This is a genomic window from Streptacidiphilus sp. PB12-B1b, assembly GCF_014084125.1.
Classification (GTDB): Bacteria; Actinomycetota; Actinomycetes; order Streptomycetales; family Streptomycetaceae; genus Streptacidiphilus.
In genome coordinates this window covers 6,059,045-6,077,318 of the sequence record NZ_CP048405.1, presented here as the reverse complement: position 1 = coordinate 6,077,318, position 18,274 = coordinate 6,059,045, and the positions used below count along the sequence as shown (strand labels likewise).

The following is an 18,274-nucleotide window of genomic DNA, read 5'->3' as shown; positions in this document are numbered from 1 at the left end:
CGCGACCCGGCGTCGGGCGGTGGCAGGATCGTTCCCATGTCAACCGCCCATGCCCCGATCGCCCGCCCGTACGATGCCCTGCTGCTGCTCTCCTTCGGCGGCCCGGAGGGCCCCGAGGACGTGGTGCCGTTCCTGGAGAACGTCACCCGGGGGCGCGGCATCCCCCGCGAGCGCCTGGCCGAGGTCGGGCAGCACTACTTCCTCTTCGGCGGCGTCAGCCCGATCAACGCGCAGAACCGGGAGCTGCTGGCGGCGCTGCGCGCGGACTTCGCCGGCCACGGCGTGGAGCTGCCGGTGTACTGGGGGAACCGGAACTGGGCCCCCTACCTGGTCGACACGCTGCGCGAGATCGCCGCGGACGGCCACCGCCGGGTGCTCACCCTGGCCACCAGCGCGTACGCCAACTACTCCGGCTGCCGCCAGTACCGGGAGAACCTGGCGTCCGCGCTGACCGAGCTGCGCGAGGAGGGCGCGCCGGGCGCGGCCGGGCTGCGCCTGGACAAGCTGCGGACGTTCTTCAACCACCCCGGCTTCGTCCAGCCGATGATCGACAGCACCCTCGCCGCCCTGGCGGAGCTTCCCGAGGGCGTGCGCGCCGGCGCGCGGCTGGCCTTCACCACCCACTCGATCCCCAACGCGCTGGCGGATACCTCGGGCGCCCCCGGCGATCCGGCGCGCGGCCGGCCCGGCGGGGCGTACGTGGCCCAGCACCTGGAGACCGCCCGGCTGGTCGCCGCGGCCGTGGCCGAGGCCACCGGCGTCCCCGACCGGCCCTGGGAGCTGGTCTACCAGAGCCGCAGCGGCTCGCCGCAGACGCCCTGGCTGGAACCGGACATCTGCGACCACCTGGAGGCGGTGCACGCCGAGGGCGCCCCGGCGGTGGTGATGGTCCCCATCGGCTTCGTCTCCGACCACATGGAGGTCGTCTTCGACCTCGACACACAGGCCCGGGAGCAGGCCGAGAAGCTGGGCCTGCCGGTCGCCCGGGCCGCGACCGTCGGCGCCGACCCGCGCTTCGCCGCCGCCGTCCGCGACCTGGTGCTGGAGCGTGCCGCCGCCGAGCGCGGCGAGCACCCGGCGCGCTGCGCCCTGGGCGCGCTCGGCGCGAGCCACGACCTGTGCCCGGTCGGCTGCTGCCCGGCCGCCCGCAACCCGCTCCCGGCCGCCGCCGGGGCCGACTGGACCGACTGACCGGCCGCCGACGCCACCGGCCCGGGCGCAGAGCGCCCGCCGCCCAGCGCCACCGAACGACACCGCCCCGACACCGACCGAGAGGCTGTCGCCGTGCCCCCGCTCACCGACCCCGCACTCCCGCAGGACCTGCTCGACCTCGCCCTGGAGGCCGGCCGCCGGGCCGGTGCGCTGCTGCGCGACGGCCGCCCGGCCGATCTCGGCGTCGCCGCAACCAAGACCAGCCCGATCGACGTGGTCACCGAGATGGATCTGGCCGCCGAGAAGCTGATCACCGAGCTGATCATGGAGCGCCGCCCCGAGGACGGCCTGCTGGGCGAGGAGGGCGCGGCCACCGAGGGCACCAGCGGCGTCCGCTGGGTGATCGATCCGCTCGACGGCACGGTCAACTACCTGTACGGGCTTCCCTCCTGGTCCGTCAGCATCGCCGCCGAGGTGGACGGCCGGACGCTGGTCGGGGTGGTCGAGGTGCCCTCGCGCGGCGAGACCGCGCACGCGGTGCTGGGCGGCGGGGCCTACCTGAACGGCCGCCGCATGCGCTGCCGGACCGCGCCGCCGATGGAGCAGGCCCTGGTGGGCACCGGCTTCGGCTACCTCCGCGAGCGCCGGGTGCAGCAGGCCGCGGTGGCCCGCGAGCTGATCCCACGGCTGCGGGACGTCCGGCGCGGCGGCTCCGCCGCCATCGATCTCAGCGACGTCGCCGCCGGACGCCTCGACGGCTACTACGAGCGCGGCCTGAATCCGTGGGACCACGCCGCGGGGGTCCTGCTCGCCAGTGAGGCGGGCGCGCTGGTCGGCGGTCGGCCGGGCCGGGCGCCGTCCGGCGAGCTGACCGTGGCCGCGCCCGCCGGGCTGTTCGAGCCGCTGCAGCAGGCTCTGGAGGAACTCGGCGCCTGGCACGACTGAAGGCCTGGCACGACTGAAGCCGGGCGTGCAGACAGGGAAAAACAGGGCAGGGGAGAGCAGGGACGGGGAACTGCGGGTGGACGGTGGGTGACCGCCGGGTGACTTGTGCCGGACCCGGCCACCGCCCTGCAGGGCGCGGTCGGCGGTCCGGCGGTCTAGGAGCAGCGCCCGGGGCCCGCGCCGTGGTGCGGGGGCCGTCCTGGGCGCTGCGGGGTGCTGGTCGGTGCGGGTGGGTGCGTGGTGCGGTGGTGCCGGTCGCTCGGGTGGTGCGAGTCGTGCCGGTCGTTCGGATGGTGCGGGCGGTGCGGTGCCGGTCAGGCCGCGGTGGTGCGCGGCATGGCCGGGCTGACCTGGATGCCGTGCTCGGCGGCCAGGCGGTGCAGGTCGTCGAGCTCGGACTGCTCGATCTCGGCCAGGAAGTCGTCGCCCGACTCCAGAGCCGCGCGCAGATCCGATTCGGCTGCCCTTATGCGCTGCAGAATGCCGGCGGTGAAGGCGTCCATGAGGCAAGACCCCCTTGCTGTGTGTCGGGCGACCCCGGGCGGAGCCCAGTGCGGGCGGTCGCACGTAGGGCGGGTGCGAATCCACGCGGCGGAGCAAGCGTGGTCGCGGGTGTACAGAGCGTCCTCCCCTTGCCCGTGCGCGGGGAAACCTGGTCAACCCTGGGAATTCCGGCCTCCGTTCCTGGGAGCCGTCCGGGCCCCGGCGGGGGCCGCCGACCGCCCTCCGGGGGCGCCCGGCGACCCCCGCACGCCCCTGCGTCGGCGTCCCGCTTACCACTGCTTTACGCACCGACGAGGCAGGATGGACCGACGATGAGCGGACCCGCGCCCGGGCTCCGTGCCGCCTCCCGGGATCTGCGCGCCCCCGGGGCCCTCTGGAAAGGACCACTTCGTTGCGGGTTCTCGTGGTCGAGGACGAGCAGCTGCTCGCCGACGCCGTCGCCACCGGCCTGCGCCGCGAGGCGATGGCCGTGGACGTGGTCTACGACGGCCAGGCGGCCCTGGACCGGGTCGGGGTGAACGAGTACGACGTGGTCGTCCTCGACCGCGACCTGCCCCTGGTCCACGGCGACGACGTGCTGCGCCGGGTGGTGGAGGAGGGGCTGGCCACCCGGGTGCTGATGCTCACCGCCGCCGGCGACATCAGCGACCGGGTCGAGGGCCTGGAACTCGGGGCGGACGACTACCTGCCCAAGCCTTTCGCCTTCAGCGAACTGGTCGCCCGGGTGCGTGCCCTCGGCCGCCGCGCCACCACCCCGCTGCCGCCGGTGCTGGAGCGCGCGGGCCTGAGCCTGGACCCGGGCCGCCGGGAGGTGCTGCGCGAGGGCAAGCCGGTGTCGCTGGCGCCCAAGGAGTTCGCGGTGCTGGAGGTGCTGATGCGAGCCAACGGCGGCGTGGTCTCGGCCGAGCAGCTGCTGGAGAAGGCGTGGGACGAGCACACCGACCCGTTCACCAACGTCGTCCGGGTGACCGTGATGACGCTGCGCCGCAAGCTGGGCGAGCCGCCGGTGATCATCACCGTGCCGGGCTCCGGATACCGGATCTGAGCGATGACCACGCGTGCCAACGACAACCACCCCCGCACCTGGCCGGGGACCGAGATCCACCAGTCGATACTCCCGTTCCGGCCGACCCTGCGGATCCGGCTGACGCTGTTCTACGGCGGCATGTTCCTGCTGGCCGGCCTGGTCATGGTGCTGGTCATGTACGTCTTCGTGTCGCAGGCGTTCCACGTGGTCAGCCACACCCAGTACCCGCAGCTCGGCCCGGACGTGCAGGTGGTGAACCCGGTCACCGGCCAGGCGCTGACCAAGGCCGACTACGACGCGCTGGTGGCCGCCCGGGAGGCCGCCACCTCGTCCGACGCCCTGCACACCCTGGTGCTGAAGTCGATAAGCGCGCTGATCGCGCTGCTGATCCTGGCCGTCGCCTTCGGCTGGGCCATGGCCGGGCGGGTGCTGCAGCCGATCGGCCGGATCACCCGCACCGCCCGGCAGGTGGCCGGTTCCGACATGCACCGGCGGATCGAGCTGGACGGCCCGGACGACGAGCTCAAGGAGCTGGCCGACACCTTCGACGAGATGCTGGAGCGGCTCGACCGGGCGTTCGAGTCGCAGCGGAAGTTCGTCGCCAACGCCTCGCACGAGCTGCGCACCCCGCTGGCGATCAACCGCACCCTGCTGGAGGTCCAGCTCTCCGATCCGGGCAGCTCGGCCGACCTGCAGCAGCTGGGCAAGACCCTGCTGGCCACCAACGAGCGCAGCGAACAGCTGGTGGAGGGGCTGCTGCTGCTGGCCCGGAGCGACAACGAGCTGGTCGACCGGCGCCCGGTGGATCTGGCCGAGGTGGCCCGGCAGGCGCTGGAGCAGACCCGGGCCGAGGCCGCCGAGCTGGGTGTCCGGCTGACGGACGAGCTGCAGTCGGCCACCGTGTCCGGAAACGGTGTGCTGCTGGAGCGGATCGCGCTGAACCTGATCCAGAACGCGGTGCGCTACAACCTGCCGCAGGACGGCTGGGTGCGGCTCTCGGTGCGCACGGTGGACGGCGCGGGCGAGCTGGTGGTGGCCAACGCCGGGCAGGTCGTCCCCGGCTATGAGCTGGAGCACATCTTCGAGCCGTTCCGCCGGGGCAAGGGCCGGGAGCGGACCCGCAGCGACAAGGGCGTGGGGCTCGGTCTGTCCATCGTCCGCTCGGTGGTGCGGGCCCACGGCGGCACCATAGAGGCCGTCGGACGGCCGGAGGGCGGCCTGGAGATGCGGGTCCGCATTCCGGGCCTCTGACCGGCCTCTGACCGGCCCCTGACCGGCTCTCTGACCGGCCCCTGGCGGGCTCCCGGCCGGTTCCGGGGGCCCGGCCCGCACCCTTGCGTCATACAACCGTCCCCGTCGGCCTTTTGCCAGGTCGGCGGGGTTCCTCGGGCTGTCCGCCGTCCGCCCGGCCAGGTGTGCCGTGCACGTATCCGGATGGCCTTGCCATCGGTCGCCGCAACAACCTACGGTGGCGTAACCTACGGAGGCGTAGGTGTATTCGCCGTACCGAGAGTTGGATGCCGTGACCATCGCCCCCTCCCGCCCCGCCTGGACCGACACCCAACTGATCCACGCCCTCGAAGAGGTCGTGGAGCGCGAGCTGAACCGCCACCTCGGCGTCGCCAAGGAGTGGATGCCGCACGAGTACGTTCCGTGGAGCCAGGGGCGGGACTTCGACGGGATCATGGGCGGCGAGGCGTGGGCGGTCGACCAGTCCCCGGTGACCGACATCGGCCGGGTCTCGCTGGTGGTCAACCTGCTCACCGAGGACAACCTCCCCAGCTACCACCACGAGATCGCCACCATGTTCGGCCGCGACGGGGCCTGGGGCACCTGGGTGCACCAGTGGACGGCCGAGGAGGGCCGGCACGCCATCGTCATGCGCGACTACCTGCTCACCGCCCGCGCGGTGGACCCGGTGGCGCTGGAGCGCGCCCGGATGACGCACATGGCCGAGGGGTTCGAGTCAGACAACAGCCACTCGATGCTGCACTCGGTCGCCTACGTGGCCTTCCAGGAGCTGGCCACCCGGATCTCGCACCGCAACACCGGCCGCCACTCCGGCGACCCGATCTGCGACCGGATGCTGGCCCGGATCGCCACCGACGAGAACCTGCACATGGTCTTCTACCGGAACCTGCTCAAGGCCGCCCTGGAGATCGCCCCGGACCAGGCCATGCGCGCCGTCTCCGACGTGGTCACCGGCTTCCGGATGCCCGGCCACGGCATGCCCGGCTTCGAGCGCGCCGCCGCCCAGATGGCCATCGGCGGGATCTACAACCTGCGCATCCACCACGACGACGTGCTGCAGCCGGTGCTGCGCCACCTCAAGGTGATGGAGGTCTCCGGGCTCGGCCCGGACGGTCTGCAGGCGCAGCAGGAGCTCGGGATGTACCTGGACGGGCTGGACGCCCAGGCCACCCGCTTCGACGAGCGTCGCGCCGCGCTGCTGGCCCGGCGCGCCGCCAACCAGGCGGCCAAGGGCTGAGACACGGGTCACAATCGGTGCGTCTTGTACCGCTAAGTCAGGACTTTTCAAGACAGTGACGAAGGTCACATTTCCCGCCATACGAGTGAACATTTCAGACGATCACCCTGTGTCACCTTACCGTCGATGGTGACGCAGGGTAGTGGCTGCCGGTCGGCGGCGGCTTTCCGGCTGCTTCCGCCGTTTCCGTGCGGCGCAAGGGGCACGCCCGGTCACCACGGGACGTTTCCGCAGCCCATGATCACGGTAAGTGCCCATGGGGACGGGAGGCACAGCTGCCCGTCCGACCCCGGGGAACGCCCTTCCGGTCACCTCTTCGGGGGACGGAACGGGTGTCGATTGAGTAACGAGCCTTGAAGTAAGGCAAAATCTCGCCCTCGGGTCGGGCACAAGTCCGGCTCCCCGCGCGTTACGTGCGCTGGAGATACCCGCAGACACCCAAAGGGGGAGAGCGACATGGCTACTGACTACGACACCCCACGCAAGACCGATGACGACCTCAACGAGGACAGCATCGAGGAGCTGAAGGCCCGCCGGAACGAGAAGTCGACCAGCTCGGTCGACGTCGACGAGTTCGAGGCCGCCGAGGGACTGGAACTCCCCGGCGCCGACCTCAGCAACGAGGAGCTTTCCGTCCGGGTGCTGCCGCGCCAGGCGGACGAGTTCACCTGCATGAGCTGCTTCCTGGTGCACCACCGGAGCCAGCTCGCCAGTGAGAAGAACGGCAACCCCATCTGCCGGGACTGCGCGGCCTGACTTTTCCGGGTAGGAGGGTCCTATGAGACCGTTCCGCAACCGAACCCGTACGGCACCGAGCAGTACTCAGCAGAAACGCAGTGACCAGCGCGGCGGCGACCCGGCGGACGAGTTCGTCCGCGTCGCCGCCGAGCTGGACGTCCTGGACGGGTCCGCACCGGCGGACCCCGTCCCCCAGGGCGGGCGCGGAGGCCGACTGGCCGTGCTCACCAACAGCCTCATCGACACCGCCCCGCGCATCCCGGTGCGGGACCTGGCCGCCCTGCGCGCCCAGCACCCCAAGGCGCGCACCCCCGAGGACCTCGCCGACAGACTCGCCTCCGGAGCCGCCAAGGCCAGCGGAGTGATCGGCGCCGGGGTCGGCGCGGCCGCCATGCTCCCGGTACCGCCCGCCATCCCCCTGGAGATCGCCGGGGAGATGCTCGCCGTGGCCGCCGTGGAGATCAAACTCATCGCCGAGCTGTACCAGGCGTACGGCCAGCCCGTCTCCGGCAGCGCCGCCCAGCGCGCCGCCGCCTACCTCTCCGTCTGGTCCCAGCGCCGGGGCCTGGACCTGAGCCGTCCCGGCACCGTCATGGTCCTCGGCGGCAGCGCCGAACTGCGCAGACAGCTGCGCCGACGGCTGGCGCGCAGCGGGATCAGGAAGCTGCCCTCGCTCGCCCCGATGATGGTCGGCGCCGGAGCCGGGGCCTACGTCAACCGCCGCGACACCGCCAAGCTCGCCGAGGAGATCCGCCGCGACCTGCGCAGCCGCCCGCCGGTCGATCCCGACTACTGGGCCTGAGCCCGCGCCGCGCGCCGGGCGGCCCCGGTGCGCCACCGGTGGCGCGGGCGGGCCGCTGCGGGCGGGCTAGGCCGTCTGCGGGGCCGTCGGAGCGGCGTCGGTGGGTGCCTCGGCCGGTGCCGCCTCGGCCTGCGCCGGGACGGTCTGCGCCGCGTCCGCCTGCGCCGCCTCGGCCTTCGCGGCCTCGACGGCCTCGGCCAGCCGCTCCGGGGTCCGGGTGGAGAGGTACAGGTAGGGGGTGGGGTCGGCCGGATCGGTGACCATCACCCGGAGGCCGGTCGGGATGTAGGAGCGCAGCAGCATGAACGCCCGCCCGTTGGCCTTGTGGGTGCGCCAGGCCAGGCACTCGTCGCGGTCCATGGCGAAGGACTCGCCGAGGGCGCCCACCGGTACCCGGGCCTCCCCGGCGACCAGCAGGCCCTGCACGACGCGGATGCGCGCGGAACCGTAGGAGCTGAGCAGCACCGCTGCCCCGGCTCCGCCGGCAACCAGGCCGATCAGGCCCGGTACCGCGCCGAAGATCATAAAGACGAGTCCGAAGGAGATGCCGCTGCCGACCGGGAGCAGCCACATGAGGGGCGGGGCCGTGAGGCGTTCGTCGTACATGACTCCCATTGTGGACGCGGCTCCTGGGAGCCTCCGCACAGGGTTGCCGGTTCGGCTCAGCCCGCCGCGTTCTGTAAGGTCGCGGGCGTGACCGCGCACCCTTCACCCTCCCTGGATCGGGGGCCCGACATGCCCGCAGCCCGGCCGTCGCTCACCCCGCCCGCCGACGCGGTGGCCCCGGTGCGCCATCCGGACGCCCCGGCGCCCGGCCAGCTGATCGACCCGCACTACGAGCACTGCTTCGGCTGCGGTCCCAGCCAGCCGCACGGCCTGCACCTGGCGGCGCGGGCCGGCGAGGGCGTGGAGGTGCACGCCGAGTTCACCGTCGCCCCCGCCCACCAGGGCGGCCCCGGGCTGGCCCACGGCGGGGTGCTGGTCACCGCGATGGACGACGCGCTGGGGACGCTGAACTGGCTGCTGCACACGGCCTCGGTCACCGCCCGGCTGGAGACCGACTTCCGCCGCCCGGTTCCGGTCGGCTCGACGCTGTACATCCACTCCCGGGTGGACGCCGTGCGCGGGCGCAAGATCTACTGCAGCGCCGAGGGCAGGCTGGACGCCCCGGACGGGCCGGTGGCGATAGCCGCGCAGGCCCTGTTCGTCCAGGTGAAGCTGGACCACTTCACCACCCACGGCCGCCCCGAGGACATCGAGGCCGCCATGAACAACCCCGACGTCTTCAAGCGCGCCCGCGCCTTCGAGGTGAACCCGTGACCAGCCCTTCGAACAGCCCCGTGGACGTGCTGCTGCAGCGGCTCGACCCCGGCGTGCCCGCCCCCGGCTACGCCCATCCCGGCGACGCCGGGGCGGACCTGCGCACCACCGTCGACGCCGAGCTGGCCCCGGGCGAGCGGACGGTGCTGCCGACCGGCGTGGCGATCGCCCTCCCGGACGGCTACGCGGCCTTCGTGCACCCCCGTTCGGGCCTGGCACTCCACTGCGGTCTTGCCATCGTGAATGCCCCTGGAACGGTCGATGCCGGGTACCGTGGTGAGATCAAGGTGATCGTCGTCAACCTCGACCCGCGCGAGCGGGTGGTCTTCCGCCGCGGGGACCGGATCGCCCAGCTGGTCGTCCAGCGGGTCGAGAAGGTCCGCTTCCACGAAGTGGAGGAACTGCCGGGGTCGGCGCGCGCCGCAGGAGGCTTCGGGTCGACGGGCGGCCATGGCGCGGTTAGCATTCCCGCGGCCGGGCAGGAAATCTCATCGGTACCCGACCGGGAAGGACAGTGACCGTGTTCCGTCGTCGCGCCAAGAGCGAGGACGCTGTCGATCAGCACGACGGCCTTGACCAGGACGCCCTGGACGAGGACGGCGTGGAGGGTTCCGCAGACAGCGAGGACATCGCCGGTGTCGGCTCCGACAGGGAGGACGACGCCGAGGAGGAGTGGGTGGCCCTGCCGCCCGCGCCGCGCCCCGACGGCCCCTGGGACTCCACCGAGGTGGAGAACGCCGCGGAGGGGCGGGTGGACCTCGGCGGTCTGCTCGTACCGGGCGTGGAGGGCATGGAGCTGCGGGTCGAGGTCGCGGGCGATTCGATCGTCGCGGCCACCCTGGTCCTGGGCAGCAGCGCCATCCAGCTGCAGGCGTTCGCCGCGCCCAAGTCCGAGGGGATCTGGGGCGAGGTCCGCAAGGAGATCGCCACCGGCATCACCCAGCAGGGTGGCGTCGTGGACACCGAGGAGGGCCCGCTGGGCTGGGGCCTGCGCGCCCAGGTCCCGGTGCAGCTCCCGGACGGCACGCACGGCGTGCAGCTGGTCCGCTTCGTCGGCTGCGACGGACCGCGCTGGTTCCTGCGCGGCGTCATCTCCGGCCAGGCCGCCGTGCAGCCGGAGGCGGCGCAGGTGCTGGAGCGGGTGTTCCGGGAGACCGTGGTGGTCCGCGGCGAGCAGCCGATGGCCCCGCGCGACCCGATCGTGCTGAAGCTGCCCGAGGACGCCCAGATGGTCGCGGACGGCCTGCCGCAGCAGTCGGCCGCGGAGGAGAACCGCTTCAGCGGCGACCCGCTGAACCCGTTCGACCGCGGCCCGGAGATCACCGAGATCCGCTGACCGGCCGCGCACAGCCGTACCCGAGGGGCCCCGCCGAGCGGGGCCCCTCGCGCGTTCCCGGCTCCGACCAGCGGACCACCGGATCACCGGCTCATCGGAGGTTCACCGGCTCACCAGAGCGGCGGCTTGCGGTCGGCCCACGGCCGGGCCCGCTCCAGCTGCCCGGAGAGCGAGACCAGCGTGGCCTCGTCGCCGTAGCGCCCGCCGAGCATCACCCCGATCGGCAGCCCCTCCCCGGTCCAGTGCAGCGGCAGGCTGACCGCCGGCTGCCCGGTGGCGTTGTACAGCGGGGTGAACGGGGTGAAGGCGGTCAGGTTGTCGAACTCCCGCGCCGGGTCGGCGTCGTCCCGCAGCGCGCCGACCGGGGCCGGCGGCTGGGCCAGCGTCGGGGTGAGGATCACGTCGTACTCCGCCTGCAGCGAGGCCACCAACGCCCCCACTGCGCGGAAGGTGTACAGCGCGGTGGCGAAGTCCGGGCCGCTGACCTGCGCGCCCAGGCGGCGCAGGTGCCGGGTGAGCGGCATCAGCAGCTCCTCCCGCTCCGGCGGGACCGGGCGCTGGGCCGCCATCACCGCCCACACCTGCTCGAAGACCCGGCGCAGGGTGTCGTCGGCGGGCAGCTCCAGCGGCTCCACCCGGTGCCCGAGCGCGGTCAGCAGCTCGGCGGCGCCCTCGGTGGCCGCCACGCAGTCCGGGTGGACGTCGACGCCGGGCACCGGCGGGGTGGTCAGCAGCGCGACCCGCAGCGGCTGCGGGTCGCGGCCGGCGTAGTCGAGGAAGGTCTCGCCGGTGGGCAGCGCCGGCGCGGTGGAGGAGTCCCCGGGCATGGCCCCGGCCAGCACGTCCAGCAGCGCGGCGGCGTCGGCGACGGTACGGGCCAGCGGGCCGCTGGTGCTCAGCCCGCTGACGTCGTACAGGGTGGGGCCGCTGCTGACCCGGCCCCGGCTGGGCTTGATGCCGAACAGCCCGCAGACGGACGCCGGGATGCGGATCGAACCGCCGCCGTCGCTGCCGTGCGCCACCGGCGCCAGCCCGGCGGCCACCGCCGCGCCCGCGCCGCCGCTGGAGCCCCCGGCCGAGCGCTGGAGGTCCCACGGGGTGCGCGCGGGCGGGGCGATCTGGTTCTCGGTGTAGCAGGGCAGCCCGAACTCGGGGGTGTTGGTCTTCCCGGTCATGATCGTCCCGGCCCGGCGCAGCCGGGTGACCACGTGGTCGTCGGTGTCCGGGACGTGCTCGGCGAAGGCGGCCGAGCCCAGGGTCGCGCGGACCCCGGCGACGAAGTTGAGGTCCTTCACCGGCACCGGCACCCCGTGCAGCGGCGACAGCGCCCGCCCCTCCCGGCGGGCCGCGGCGGCCTCCTCCTCCGCGGCCGCCGCCTGCCTGCGGGCGGACTCCGGGGTGACCGTGACGAAGGCGCCCACGGTGGCGTTCAGCCGGCCGATCCGCTCCAGGTAGTGGTCGGTCAGCTCCACCGGGGAGAGCTTCCCGGTGCCGATCAACTCACCCTGTTCCAGCGCGGTCAGGTCGTGGAGCTGCGTCATTGCGGTCCCCTCGGGTCGTGGACGATGCGTGTTCCGCGACCGATCCTGGCACCGCCGCCCCGCACCGGCCAGACCCCCGCACCCCGGAACGGTCCCGGACGACAGGTGTCGTGCGGACTCGTCAAGATGTCGCTAAAGGCGCTCCGGCAGCAGGTCCGACCTGGGCCGGGAGTCGGAACCTTCCCGTACGCTCGGCTGGGAGAGCCGTGCCGACCGGCACGGCCCCCGGACGGAGCGGGGCGGACCGGCATGGCGCGCGGCAGGCTGCGGATCTACCTCGGGGCTGCCCCCGGGGTCGGCAAGACCTGCGCCATGCTCGGCGAGGGCCACCGCCGGGCCTCGCGCGGCACCGACATCGTCGTCGCCTTCGTCGAGGACCACGGCCGCGCCTACACCCGCGAGCAACTGCACGGCCTGGAGACCGTCCCCCGGCGCACCCTGCCCTACCGCGGCGGCGAGTTCACCGAGATGGACGTGGACGCGGTGCTGGCCCGCAGGCCCGCCGTCGCCCTGGTGGACGAGCTGGCCCACACCAACATCCCCGGCTCCCGCAACGCCAAGCGCTGGCAGGACATCCAGGAGCTGCTGGAGGCCGGGATCGACGTCGTCTCCACGGTCAACATCCAGCACCTGGAGTCGCTGGGCGACGTCGTCCAGGGCATCACCGGCGTCCGCCAGCAGGAGACGGTGCCGGACGAGGCGGTCCGCCGCGCCGACCAGATCGAGCTGGTGGACATGGCCCCCGAGGCGCTGCGCCGCCGCCTGGCCCACGGCAACGTGTACGCGCCGGAGAAGGTCGACGCCGCGCTGTCCAACTACTTCCGCCCCGGCAACCTCACCGCCCTGCGCGAGCTGGCGCTGCTGTGGACCGCCGACCGGGTGGACGAGTACCTGCAGCGCTACCGGGCCGAGAACCACATCGACTCCACCTGGCAGGCCCGGGAGCGGATCGTGGTCGGCCTCACCGGCGGCCCCGAGGGCCGGACGCTGATCCGCCGCGCCGCCCGGATAGCCGCCAAGGGCTCCGGCAGCGAGCTGCTGGCCGTGTACGTCGCCAAGAGCGACGGCCTGACCGGGGCCTCGCCGGAGGAGCTGACCGTTCAGCGCGGCCTGGTGGAGGATCTCGGCGGCTCCTTCCACTCGGTCCTGGGCGACCGCGCGGCCGAGGCGCTGCTGCAGTTCGCCCGCGGCGTCAACGCCACCCAGATAGTCCTCGGCAGCAGCCGCCGCAAGCCCTGGCAGTGGGTGCTCGGCCCGGGCGTGGGCGCGACCGTCGCCCGCGACTCCGGCGACATCGACGTCCACATCGTCACCCACGAGCACGTCGCCCGCGGGCGGGTGGCGCCGATCCGCCGGATCACCCGGCTGGGCGTGGCCCGCAGCGCCGCCGGGTGGCTGATCGGGGTGGCCGGGCCGGTGCTGCTGACCGGGTTGATCGAGTGGATGCACAGCGGCCGCAACCAGCAGACCGACATGCTGCTCTACCTGGGCCTGACCGTCGGCGCCGCGCTCACCGGCGGCCTGTTCCCGGCGCTGGCCTCGGCGGCGGTCGGCTCGCTGCTGGTGAACTGGTACTTCACCCCGCCGCTGCACACGCTGACCATCTCCGACACCGCCAACATCATCTCCATGGGGGTGTTCCTGGCGGTCGCCCTGTCCGTCGCCTACGTGGTGGACCTGGCCGCCGCGCGCACCGCCCAGGCCGCCCGCAGCCGGGCCGAGGCGGAGACCCTGAGCTTCCTCGCGCAGAGCGTGCTCAGCGGTGAGAAGGCGCTGCCCGCGCTGCTGGAGCGGGTGCAGGAGACCTTCCAGATGGAGTCGGTGGCGCTGCTCGAACGCGAGCAGGACTTCGGCCCGTGGAACTGCGCCGCCGCCGTCGGCCCGCACCCGGTCGGCCGCCCCGAGGACGCCGACGTGGACGTGCCCGTCGGCGACCGGCTGGCGCTGGCGCTCTCCGGCCGGGTGCTGCCCGCCGACGACCGCCGGGTGCTGGGCGCGTTCGCCGCCCAGGCCGCGGTGGTGCTGGAGCGCCGCAGGCTGGGCGAGGCCGCCCGCGAGGCCCGGCGGATGGCCGAGGGCAACCGCATCCGCACCGCGCTGCTGGCCGCCGTCTCGCACGACCTGCGCACCCCGCTGGCCGGCATCAAGGCGTCCGTCTCCTCGCTGCGCGCCGACGACGTCACCTGGACGCCGGAGGACGAGGCCGAGCTGCTGGCCGGGATCGAGGAGGGCGCCGACCGGCTCGACCACCTGATCGGCAACCTGCTCGACATGAGCCGGCTGCAGACCAACACGGTCGTCCCGCTGGTCCGGGCGTTCGACCTGGACGAGGTGGTGCCCTTCGCGCTGCGCGGGGTGCCGCCGGAGTCGGTCCGCACCGACATCCCCGAGGGGCTGCTGATGGTCTCCGGCGATCCCGGCCTGCTCGAACGCGCGCTCGCCAACGTGGTCGAGAACGCGGTCAAGTACAACGGCTCCGGCCGGGTCCTGGTCTCCGGCAGCATCTTCCGGCTGCCCGGCCGGGGCGACCGGCTGGAGGTGCGCGTCGCCGACCACGGCCCGGGGATACCCGACGGCGCCAAGGAGAAGGTGTTCGAGCCGTTCCAGCGCTACGGCGACGCCCCGCGCGGCGCCGGGGTCGGCCTGGGCCTGGCCGTCGCCCGCGGCTTCGTCGAGGCCATGGACGGCAGCCTGACCGCCGAGGACACTCCCGGCGGCGGCCTGACCATGGTGTTCACCCTGCCTGCCGTCCCCGCCGCCCCGGCCCTTGAAGCCCCGGCCCCCGAAGCTCCGGCCCTCGAGGCCGCCGAGGCGGGCGGGCTCACCGCCGCCACAGAGACAGAAGCGAGAGGCAACGCATGACCCGGGTCCTGGTAGTGGACGACGAGCCGCAGATCGTCCGAGCCCTGGTGATCAACCTGCGCGCACGCGCCTACGAGGTGGACGCCGCGCACGACGGCGCCTCCGCCCTGGACCTCGCGGCCGCCCGCCACCCGGACGTGGTGCTGCTGGACCTCGGCCTGCCCGACATGGACGGCACCGACGTCATCCGGGGCCTGCGCGGCTGGACCAAGGTCCCGATCATCGTGCTGTCCGCCCGGCACGCCTCCGACGAGAAGGTCGAGGCGCTGGACGCGGGCGCCGACGACTACGTCACCAAGCCCTTCGGCATGGACGAGCTGCTGGCCCGGCTGCGGGCCGCGGTCCGCCGGGCCGATCCGGTGGGCGCGGACGCGGGCGAGGCGGTGGTCACCACCGCCTCGTTCTCGGTCGACCTGGTCGCCAAGCGAGTCACCCGCGGCGACGCCGACATCCGGCTCACCCCGACCGAGTGGCACCTGCTGGAGATCCTGGTCCGCAACGCCGGGCGGCTGGTCAGCCAGAAGCAGCTGCTCAAGGAGGTCTGGGGGCCCGCCTACGGCACCGAGACCAACTACCTGCGGGTCTACCTGGCCCAGCTGCGCCGCAAGCTCGAAGTGGACCCGGCGCACCCGCGCCACTTCATCACCGAGCCCGGAATGGGATACCGGTTCGAGCAGTAGCGGCAACGTCCGAGCGCGGTACGGGGAGGTGGGAGCGGGGCCCCGGGACCGGTACCCTCGGGGGCATGAGTGACATCCGCAGCGACCGGCAGCAGGGGCGCCTGCGTCGCATGTTCAGCCGTCTCGCCGCCAGCAGTGAGGACCTCCACGCCGAGGAGCTCCGCCAGAGCATCGAGGCGACCGGCTGCACGCCGATAGCGTCCTGCCAGGACCGGCAGGAGGTCAGCGTGAGCGGCACGCTCCGCGCCGTGACGTTGCGCCCCCGCGCGGGCGTACCGGCGCTGGAGGCGGAGCTGTTCGACGGCAGCGACTCCCTGGACGTGGTGTGGCTCGGCCGCCGCTCCATCGCCGGCATCGAACCGGGCCGCCGCCTGGTCGCCCACGGCCGCATCAGCCACCAGCGCGGCCGCCGGGTGCTGTTCAACCCCCGGTACGAGCTGCGTCCTGTCGGATCGGAGTAGCCCCGCGTGAGCAGCGGCAAGCACGGGGGCGGCCAGGGCGGCAGGCCCGCGGTCGACACCTCCCTGATCGACGCCTTCGGCGGGGTCCGCGGCATGGTCGACATGACCGTGCCCGGCTTCGTCTTCGTGGTGGTCTTCACCGTCACCAAGAACCTCAGCGTCTCGTCCTTCTCCGCCTTCGGCGTGACCCTGCTGCTGGCACTCGTCCGAGTGGTTCGCAGGGAGACCCTGAAGCACGCCTTCGGCGGGGTGCTGGGCGTGGGCATCAGCGCCTACATTGCGATGAAGTCGGGCAAGGCCCAGGACTTCTACCTGCCGTCGATGATCTACGGCGTGGCGCTGGGCGTCGCGTACGCGGTCTCGGCGCTGGTCCGCTGGCCGCTGATCGGCGTGTTCCTGGGCCCGCTCCTGGGCGAGAACATGACCTGGCGGACGCAGAACCCCGGCCGTCTGGCCGCCTACACCAAGGCGACCTGGGTCTGGGTGGCGCTGTTCGCGCTGCGGGCGGCCATCCTGTTCCCGCTGTACTGGGCCGGGAACGTGACCTGGCTGGGCGTCGCCAAGATCGGCCTGGGCGTCCCGCCGTGGCTGGTGGCGATCTACCTGTCCTGGCTGATCCTGTCCAAGGCGCCGCCGCCGATCAAGGTGGTGCCGGACGCCGACGAACAGCCGGAGGCCGAACAGCCGGGCGCCGAGCAACCGGGCGACCGGCAGCCGGGCACGGTGCCCGGTCCGGAGCAGCCGGCCGGGCGCGACGCGCTGGCCGATCTCGACCAGCGCTGAGCCGCGGCACAGCGCCCGGGCAGGACGAGGGAGGGGCCGGTGACGACGTCACCGGCCCCTCCCTCGTGTGCGCGGACCGTCAGGCGTCGGTCCCGGCGCCCTGCTCGGCGCCCTTCTCCCCGGCCAGCAGCGACTCCAGTGCGGACTCGCGCTCGGCGGTGGCCACGAACAGCAGCTCGTCGCCGCCCTCCAGGGTGTCGCTGCCGCTGGGCACCAGCACCCGGCCCTCGCGGATGATCGTCACCAGCGCGGTGTCCTCGGGCCACTCGACGTCGCTGACCCGGGTGCCGACCACGTCGGCGTCGGCCGAAAGAGTGAATTCGACCAGGTTGGCGTCGCCCTGGCTGAAGCGCATCAGCCGGACCAGGTCGCCGACGCTCACCGCCTCCTCGACCAGGGCGGACATCAGGCGCGGCGTGGACACGGCCACGTCCACCCCCCATGCCTCGTTGAACAGCCACTCGTTCTTGGGGTTGTTCACCCGGGCGACGACCCGCGGCACGCCGTACTCGGTCTTCGCCAGCAGCGAGACCACCAGGTTGACCTTGTCGTCCCCGGTCGCGGCGATGACCACGTTGCAGCGCTGCAGCGCGGCCTCGTCCAGGGCGGTGATCTCGCAGGCGTCGGCCAGCAGCCACTCCGCCCGCGGCACCCGCTCCACCGAGATGGACTTGGGGTTCTTGTCCACGAGGAGGACCTCGTGGCCGTTCTCCAGCAGCTCGCCCGCGATGGAACGTCCCACCGCACCGGCCCCGGCAATGGCTACCCGCATCAGTGCTCCTCCGGGCCCTTGGCGAAGACGGCCTCGACGGCCTTCAGATCGGCGGCACGCATCATCATGTGCACCAGGTCGCCCTCCTGCAGCACCATCTCCGGGGTCGGCAGGGTGCCGACGCCCAGACGGGTGATGCAGGCGACGCGGACCTCGGCGGCCTGCTCCAGCTTGGACAGCCGCTGGCCGATCCAGGCCGCGGCCACCGGGACCTCGGCCAGCTGCACGGCGCCGCTCGGGTCCTGCCAGTGCGGCTCGACCTCGCTGGGCAGCAGCCGCCGCAGCATCTGGTCGGCGGTCCAGCGGACCGTGGCGACGGTGGGGATGCCCAGACGCTGGTACACCTCGGCCCGGCGCGGGTCGTAGATCCGGGCCGCGACGTTCTCGACGCCGAAGGTCTCCCGGGCCACCCGCGCGGCGATGATGTTGGAGTTGTCACCGCTGCTCACCGCGGCGAAGGCGTCGGCCTCTGCGATCCCCGCTTCGCGCAGCGTGTCCTGGTCGAAACCGACCCCGGTGACCCGCTTGCCGACGAAGCCCGAACCGAGACGGCGGAATGCCGTGGGGTCCTGGTCGACGACGGCGACCGAGTGACCCTGCTTCTCGAGGGTGCGCGCGAGGGCAGAACCCACCCGCCCGCAACCCATGATGACGATGTGCACGACCGTCCTTCCGGTGTGGTGTCTCGGCTCGATCCTGGCACCGCCTCAGCGGGTGCCCGCACCAGGGTCGCACTCCCGCGCGTGAATGGCACAACCGCCGTACCCGTGCAATCGGGGCGTATCCCCCAGGAGCCCCGCCGACCCTGCCGAGCAGGGCTGCCGTGACACTTCCCACGTGCAGAAATTCACAAGCGGCGGTTG

Annotated in this window: 19 protein-coding genes; 14 read left to right on the top strand and 5 right to left on the bottom strand. The window is 73.2% G+C overall.

Annotated features, from left to right (window positions below):
* The first annotated feature begins 36 nt into the window (after positions 1–36).
* A complete protein-coding gene (locus GXW83_RS26310; protein WP_182445552.1) occupies positions 37–1,191 on the top strand; it encodes a ferrochelatase in 1,155 nt (384 codons plus the stop codon).
* 93 nt (positions 1,192–1,284) lie between these two features.
* On the top strand, positions 1,285–2,097 hold the full coding sequence (locus GXW83_RS26305; RefSeq protein ID WP_182445551.1) for an inositol monophosphatase family protein: 813 nt from the start codon (positions 1,285–1,287) through the stop codon (positions 2,095–2,097).
* 314 nt (positions 2,098–2,411) lie between these two features.
* Here the strand turns inward: GXW83_RS26305 and GXW83_RS26300 are convergent, their stop codons facing one another.
* Positions 2,412–2,600 (bottom strand): hypothetical protein, encoded by a 189-nt coding sequence (locus tag GXW83_RS26300; RefSeq protein WP_182445550.1) that lies wholly within the window; start codon positions 2,598–2,600, stop codon positions 2,412–2,414.
* Between the two features lie 392 nt (positions 2,601–2,992).
* Here GXW83_RS26300 and GXW83_RS26295 point away from each other — a divergent pair, with 392 nt between their 5' ends.
* The 5 genes from GXW83_RS26295 to GXW83_RS26275 all read left to right on the top strand — a co-directional run bounded on the left by GXW83_RS26295 (position 2,993) and on the right by GXW83_RS26275 (position 7,656).
* Positions 2,993–3,646: a response regulator transcription factor gene (locus tag GXW83_RS26295; RefSeq protein ID WP_182445549.1), complete on the top strand. Its 654-nt coding sequence runs from the start codon at positions 2,993–2,995 to the stop codon at positions 3,644–3,646.
* A 3-nt stretch (positions 3,647–3,649) separates the two neighbouring features.
* Positions 3,650–4,879 carry a cell wall metabolism sensor histidine kinase WalK gene (locus GXW83_RS26290; protein ID WP_182445548.1) on the top strand — a complete coding sequence of 410 codons (1,230 nt, stop codon included), beginning with the start codon at positions 3,650–3,652 and terminating at the stop codon, positions 4,877–4,879.
* A 271-nt stretch (positions 4,880–5,150) separates the two neighbouring features.
* Complete coding sequence (locus GXW83_RS26285) at positions 5,151–6,116, top strand: acyl-ACP desaturase (RefSeq protein ID WP_182445547.1); 966 nt, start codon at positions 5,151–5,153, stop codon at positions 6,114–6,116.
* Between the two features lie 456 nt (positions 6,117–6,572).
* Positions 6,573–6,872, top strand: a complete 300-nt coding sequence (locus GXW83_RS26280; RefSeq protein WP_030258984.1) for a DUF4193 domain-containing protein — start codon at positions 6,573–6,575, stop codon at positions 6,870–6,872.
* Positions 6,873–6,894: 22 nt separating this feature from the next.
* Positions 6,895–7,656, top strand: coding sequence for a hypothetical protein (locus GXW83_RS26275; protein WP_182445546.1), 762 nt, complete (start codon positions 6,895–6,897; stop codon positions 7,654–7,656).
* Between the two features lie 66 nt (positions 7,657–7,722).
* On the opposite strand, the gene GXW83_RS26270 is transcribed toward GXW83_RS26275, so the two are convergent.
* Complete coding sequence (locus GXW83_RS26270) at positions 7,723–8,262, bottom strand: DUF3093 domain-containing protein (RefSeq protein WP_370466772.1); 540 nt, start codon at positions 8,260–8,262, stop codon at positions 7,723–7,725.
* Between the two features lie 129 nt (positions 8,263–8,391).
* Between GXW83_RS26270 and GXW83_RS26265 the strand changes: the two genes are divergently transcribed.
* Genes GXW83_RS26265 through GXW83_RS26255 form a run of 3 tightly spaced genes read left to right on the top strand, consistent with a single transcriptional unit; the run spans position 8,392 to position 10,312 of the window.
* Positions 8,392–8,976: a PaaI family thioesterase gene (locus tag GXW83_RS26265; RefSeq protein ID WP_182445544.1), complete on the top strand. Its 585-nt coding sequence runs from the start codon at positions 8,392–8,394 to the stop codon at positions 8,974–8,976.
* Positions 8,977–8,996: 20 nt separating this feature from the next.
* A complete protein-coding gene (gene dut / locus GXW83_RS26260) occupies positions 8,997–9,494 on the top strand; it encodes a dUTP diphosphatase (protein ID WP_182445543.1) in 498 nt (165 codons plus the stop codon).
* A gap of 2 nt (positions 9,495–9,496) precedes the next feature.
* Positions 9,497–10,312 carry a DUF3710 domain-containing protein gene (locus GXW83_RS26255; RefSeq protein WP_182445542.1) on the top strand — a complete coding sequence of 272 codons (816 nt, stop codon included), beginning with the start codon at positions 9,497–9,499 and terminating at the stop codon, positions 10,310–10,312.
* Positions 10,313–10,422: 110 nt separating this feature from the next.
* Here the strand turns inward: GXW83_RS26255 and GXW83_RS26250 are convergent, their stop codons facing one another.
* Positions 10,423–11,853, bottom strand: a complete 1,431-nt coding sequence (locus GXW83_RS26250; RefSeq protein WP_182445541.1) for an amidase — start codon at positions 11,851–11,853, stop codon at positions 10,423–10,425.
* Positions 11,854–12,102: 249 nt separating this feature from the next.
* Between GXW83_RS26250 and GXW83_RS26245 the strand changes: the two genes are divergently transcribed.
* The 4 genes from GXW83_RS26245 (at position 12,103) to GXW83_RS26230 (ending at position 16,639) form a co-directional block, all read left to right on the top strand.
* Complete coding sequence (locus tag GXW83_RS26245; protein WP_182445540.1) at positions 12,103–14,715, top strand: sensor histidine kinase KdpD; 2,613 nt, start codon at positions 12,103–12,105, stop codon at positions 14,713–14,715.
* Positions 14,712–15,395, top strand: coding sequence for a response regulator (locus tag GXW83_RS26240; RefSeq protein ID WP_182445539.1), 684 nt, complete (start codon positions 14,712–14,714; stop codon positions 15,393–15,395). Before GXW83_RS26245 ends, GXW83_RS26240 begins: the two co-directional genes overlap by 4 nt.
* Before the next feature lie 65 nt (positions 15,396–15,460).
* The gene (locus tag GXW83_RS26235) at positions 15,461–15,856 is read left to right on the top strand and encodes an OB-fold nucleic acid binding domain-containing protein (protein ID WP_182445538.1); all 396 of its coding nucleotides are present in this window, start codon (positions 15,461–15,463) and stop codon (positions 15,854–15,856) included.
* A 6-nt stretch (positions 15,857–15,862) separates the two neighbouring features.
* Positions 15,863–16,639, top strand: coding sequence for a DUF3159 domain-containing protein (locus GXW83_RS26230; RefSeq protein ID WP_225447260.1), 777 nt, complete (start codon positions 15,863–15,865; stop codon positions 16,637–16,639).
* 79 nt (positions 16,640–16,718) lie between these two features.
* Here GXW83_RS26230 and GXW83_RS26225 read toward each other — a convergent pair whose 3' ends face one another.
* Positions 16,719–17,411 carry a TrkA family potassium uptake protein gene (locus GXW83_RS26225; RefSeq protein WP_182445537.1) on the bottom strand — a complete coding sequence of 231 codons (693 nt, stop codon included), beginning with the start codon at positions 17,409–17,411 and terminating at the stop codon, positions 16,719–16,721.
* On the bottom strand, positions 17,411–18,073 hold the full coding sequence (locus GXW83_RS26220; protein ID WP_182445536.1) for a TrkA family potassium uptake protein: 663 nt from the start codon (positions 18,071–18,073) through the stop codon (positions 17,411–17,413). Before GXW83_RS26220 ends, GXW83_RS26225 begins: the two co-directional genes overlap by 1 nt.
* Positions 18,074–18,274: the final 201 nt, after the last annotated feature.

What these genes read in the sequence shown, in the direction of transcription:
- GXW83_RS26290 (WP_182445548.1), top strand. Translation starts at nt 3,650, where the DNA reads ATGACCACGCGTGCCAACGACAACCACCCCCGCACCTGGCCGGGGACC.
- GXW83_RS26245 (WP_182445540.1), top strand. Translation starts at nt 12,103, where the DNA reads ATGGCGCGCGGCAGGCTGCGGATCTACCTCGGGGCTGCCCCCGGGGTC.
- GXW83_RS26235 (WP_182445538.1), top strand. Translation starts at nt 15,461, where the DNA reads ATGAGTGACATCCGCAGCGACCGGCAGCAGGGGCGCCTGCGTCGCATG.
- GXW83_RS26280 (WP_030258984.1), top strand. Translation starts at nt 6,573, where the DNA reads ATGGCTACTGACTACGACACCCCACGCAAGACCGATGACGACCTCAAC.
- GXW83_RS26225 (WP_182445537.1), bottom strand. Translation starts at nt 17,411, where the DNA reads ATGCGGGTAGCCATTGCCGGGGCCGGTGCGGTGGGACGTTCCATCGCG.
- GXW83_RS26270 (WP_370466772.1), bottom strand. Translation starts at nt 8,262, where the DNA reads ATGTACGACGAACGCCTCACGGCCCCGCCCCTCATGTGGCTGCTCCCG.
- GXW83_RS26300 (WP_182445550.1), bottom strand. Translation starts at nt 2,600, where the DNA reads ATGGACGCCTTCACCGCCGGCATTCTGCAGCGCATAAGGGCAGCCGAA.
- GXW83_RS26275 (WP_182445546.1), top strand. Translation starts at nt 6,895, where the DNA reads ATGAGACCGTTCCGCAACCGAACCCGTACGGCACCGAGCAGTACTCAG.
- GXW83_RS26310 (WP_182445552.1), top strand. Translation starts at nt 37, where the DNA reads ATGTCAACCGCCCATGCCCCGATCGCCCGCCCGTACGATGCCCTGCTG.
- GXW83_RS26265 (WP_182445544.1), top strand. Translation starts at nt 8,392, where the DNA reads ATGCCCGCAGCCCGGCCGTCGCTCACCCCGCCCGCCGACGCGGTGGCC.
- GXW83_RS26250 (WP_182445541.1), bottom strand. Translation starts at nt 11,853, where the DNA reads ATGACGCAGCTCCACGACCTGACCGCGCTGGAACAGGGTGAGTTGATC.
- GXW83_RS26240 (WP_182445539.1), top strand. Translation starts at nt 14,712, where the DNA reads ATGACCCGGGTCCTGGTAGTGGACGACGAGCCGCAGATCGTCCGAGCC.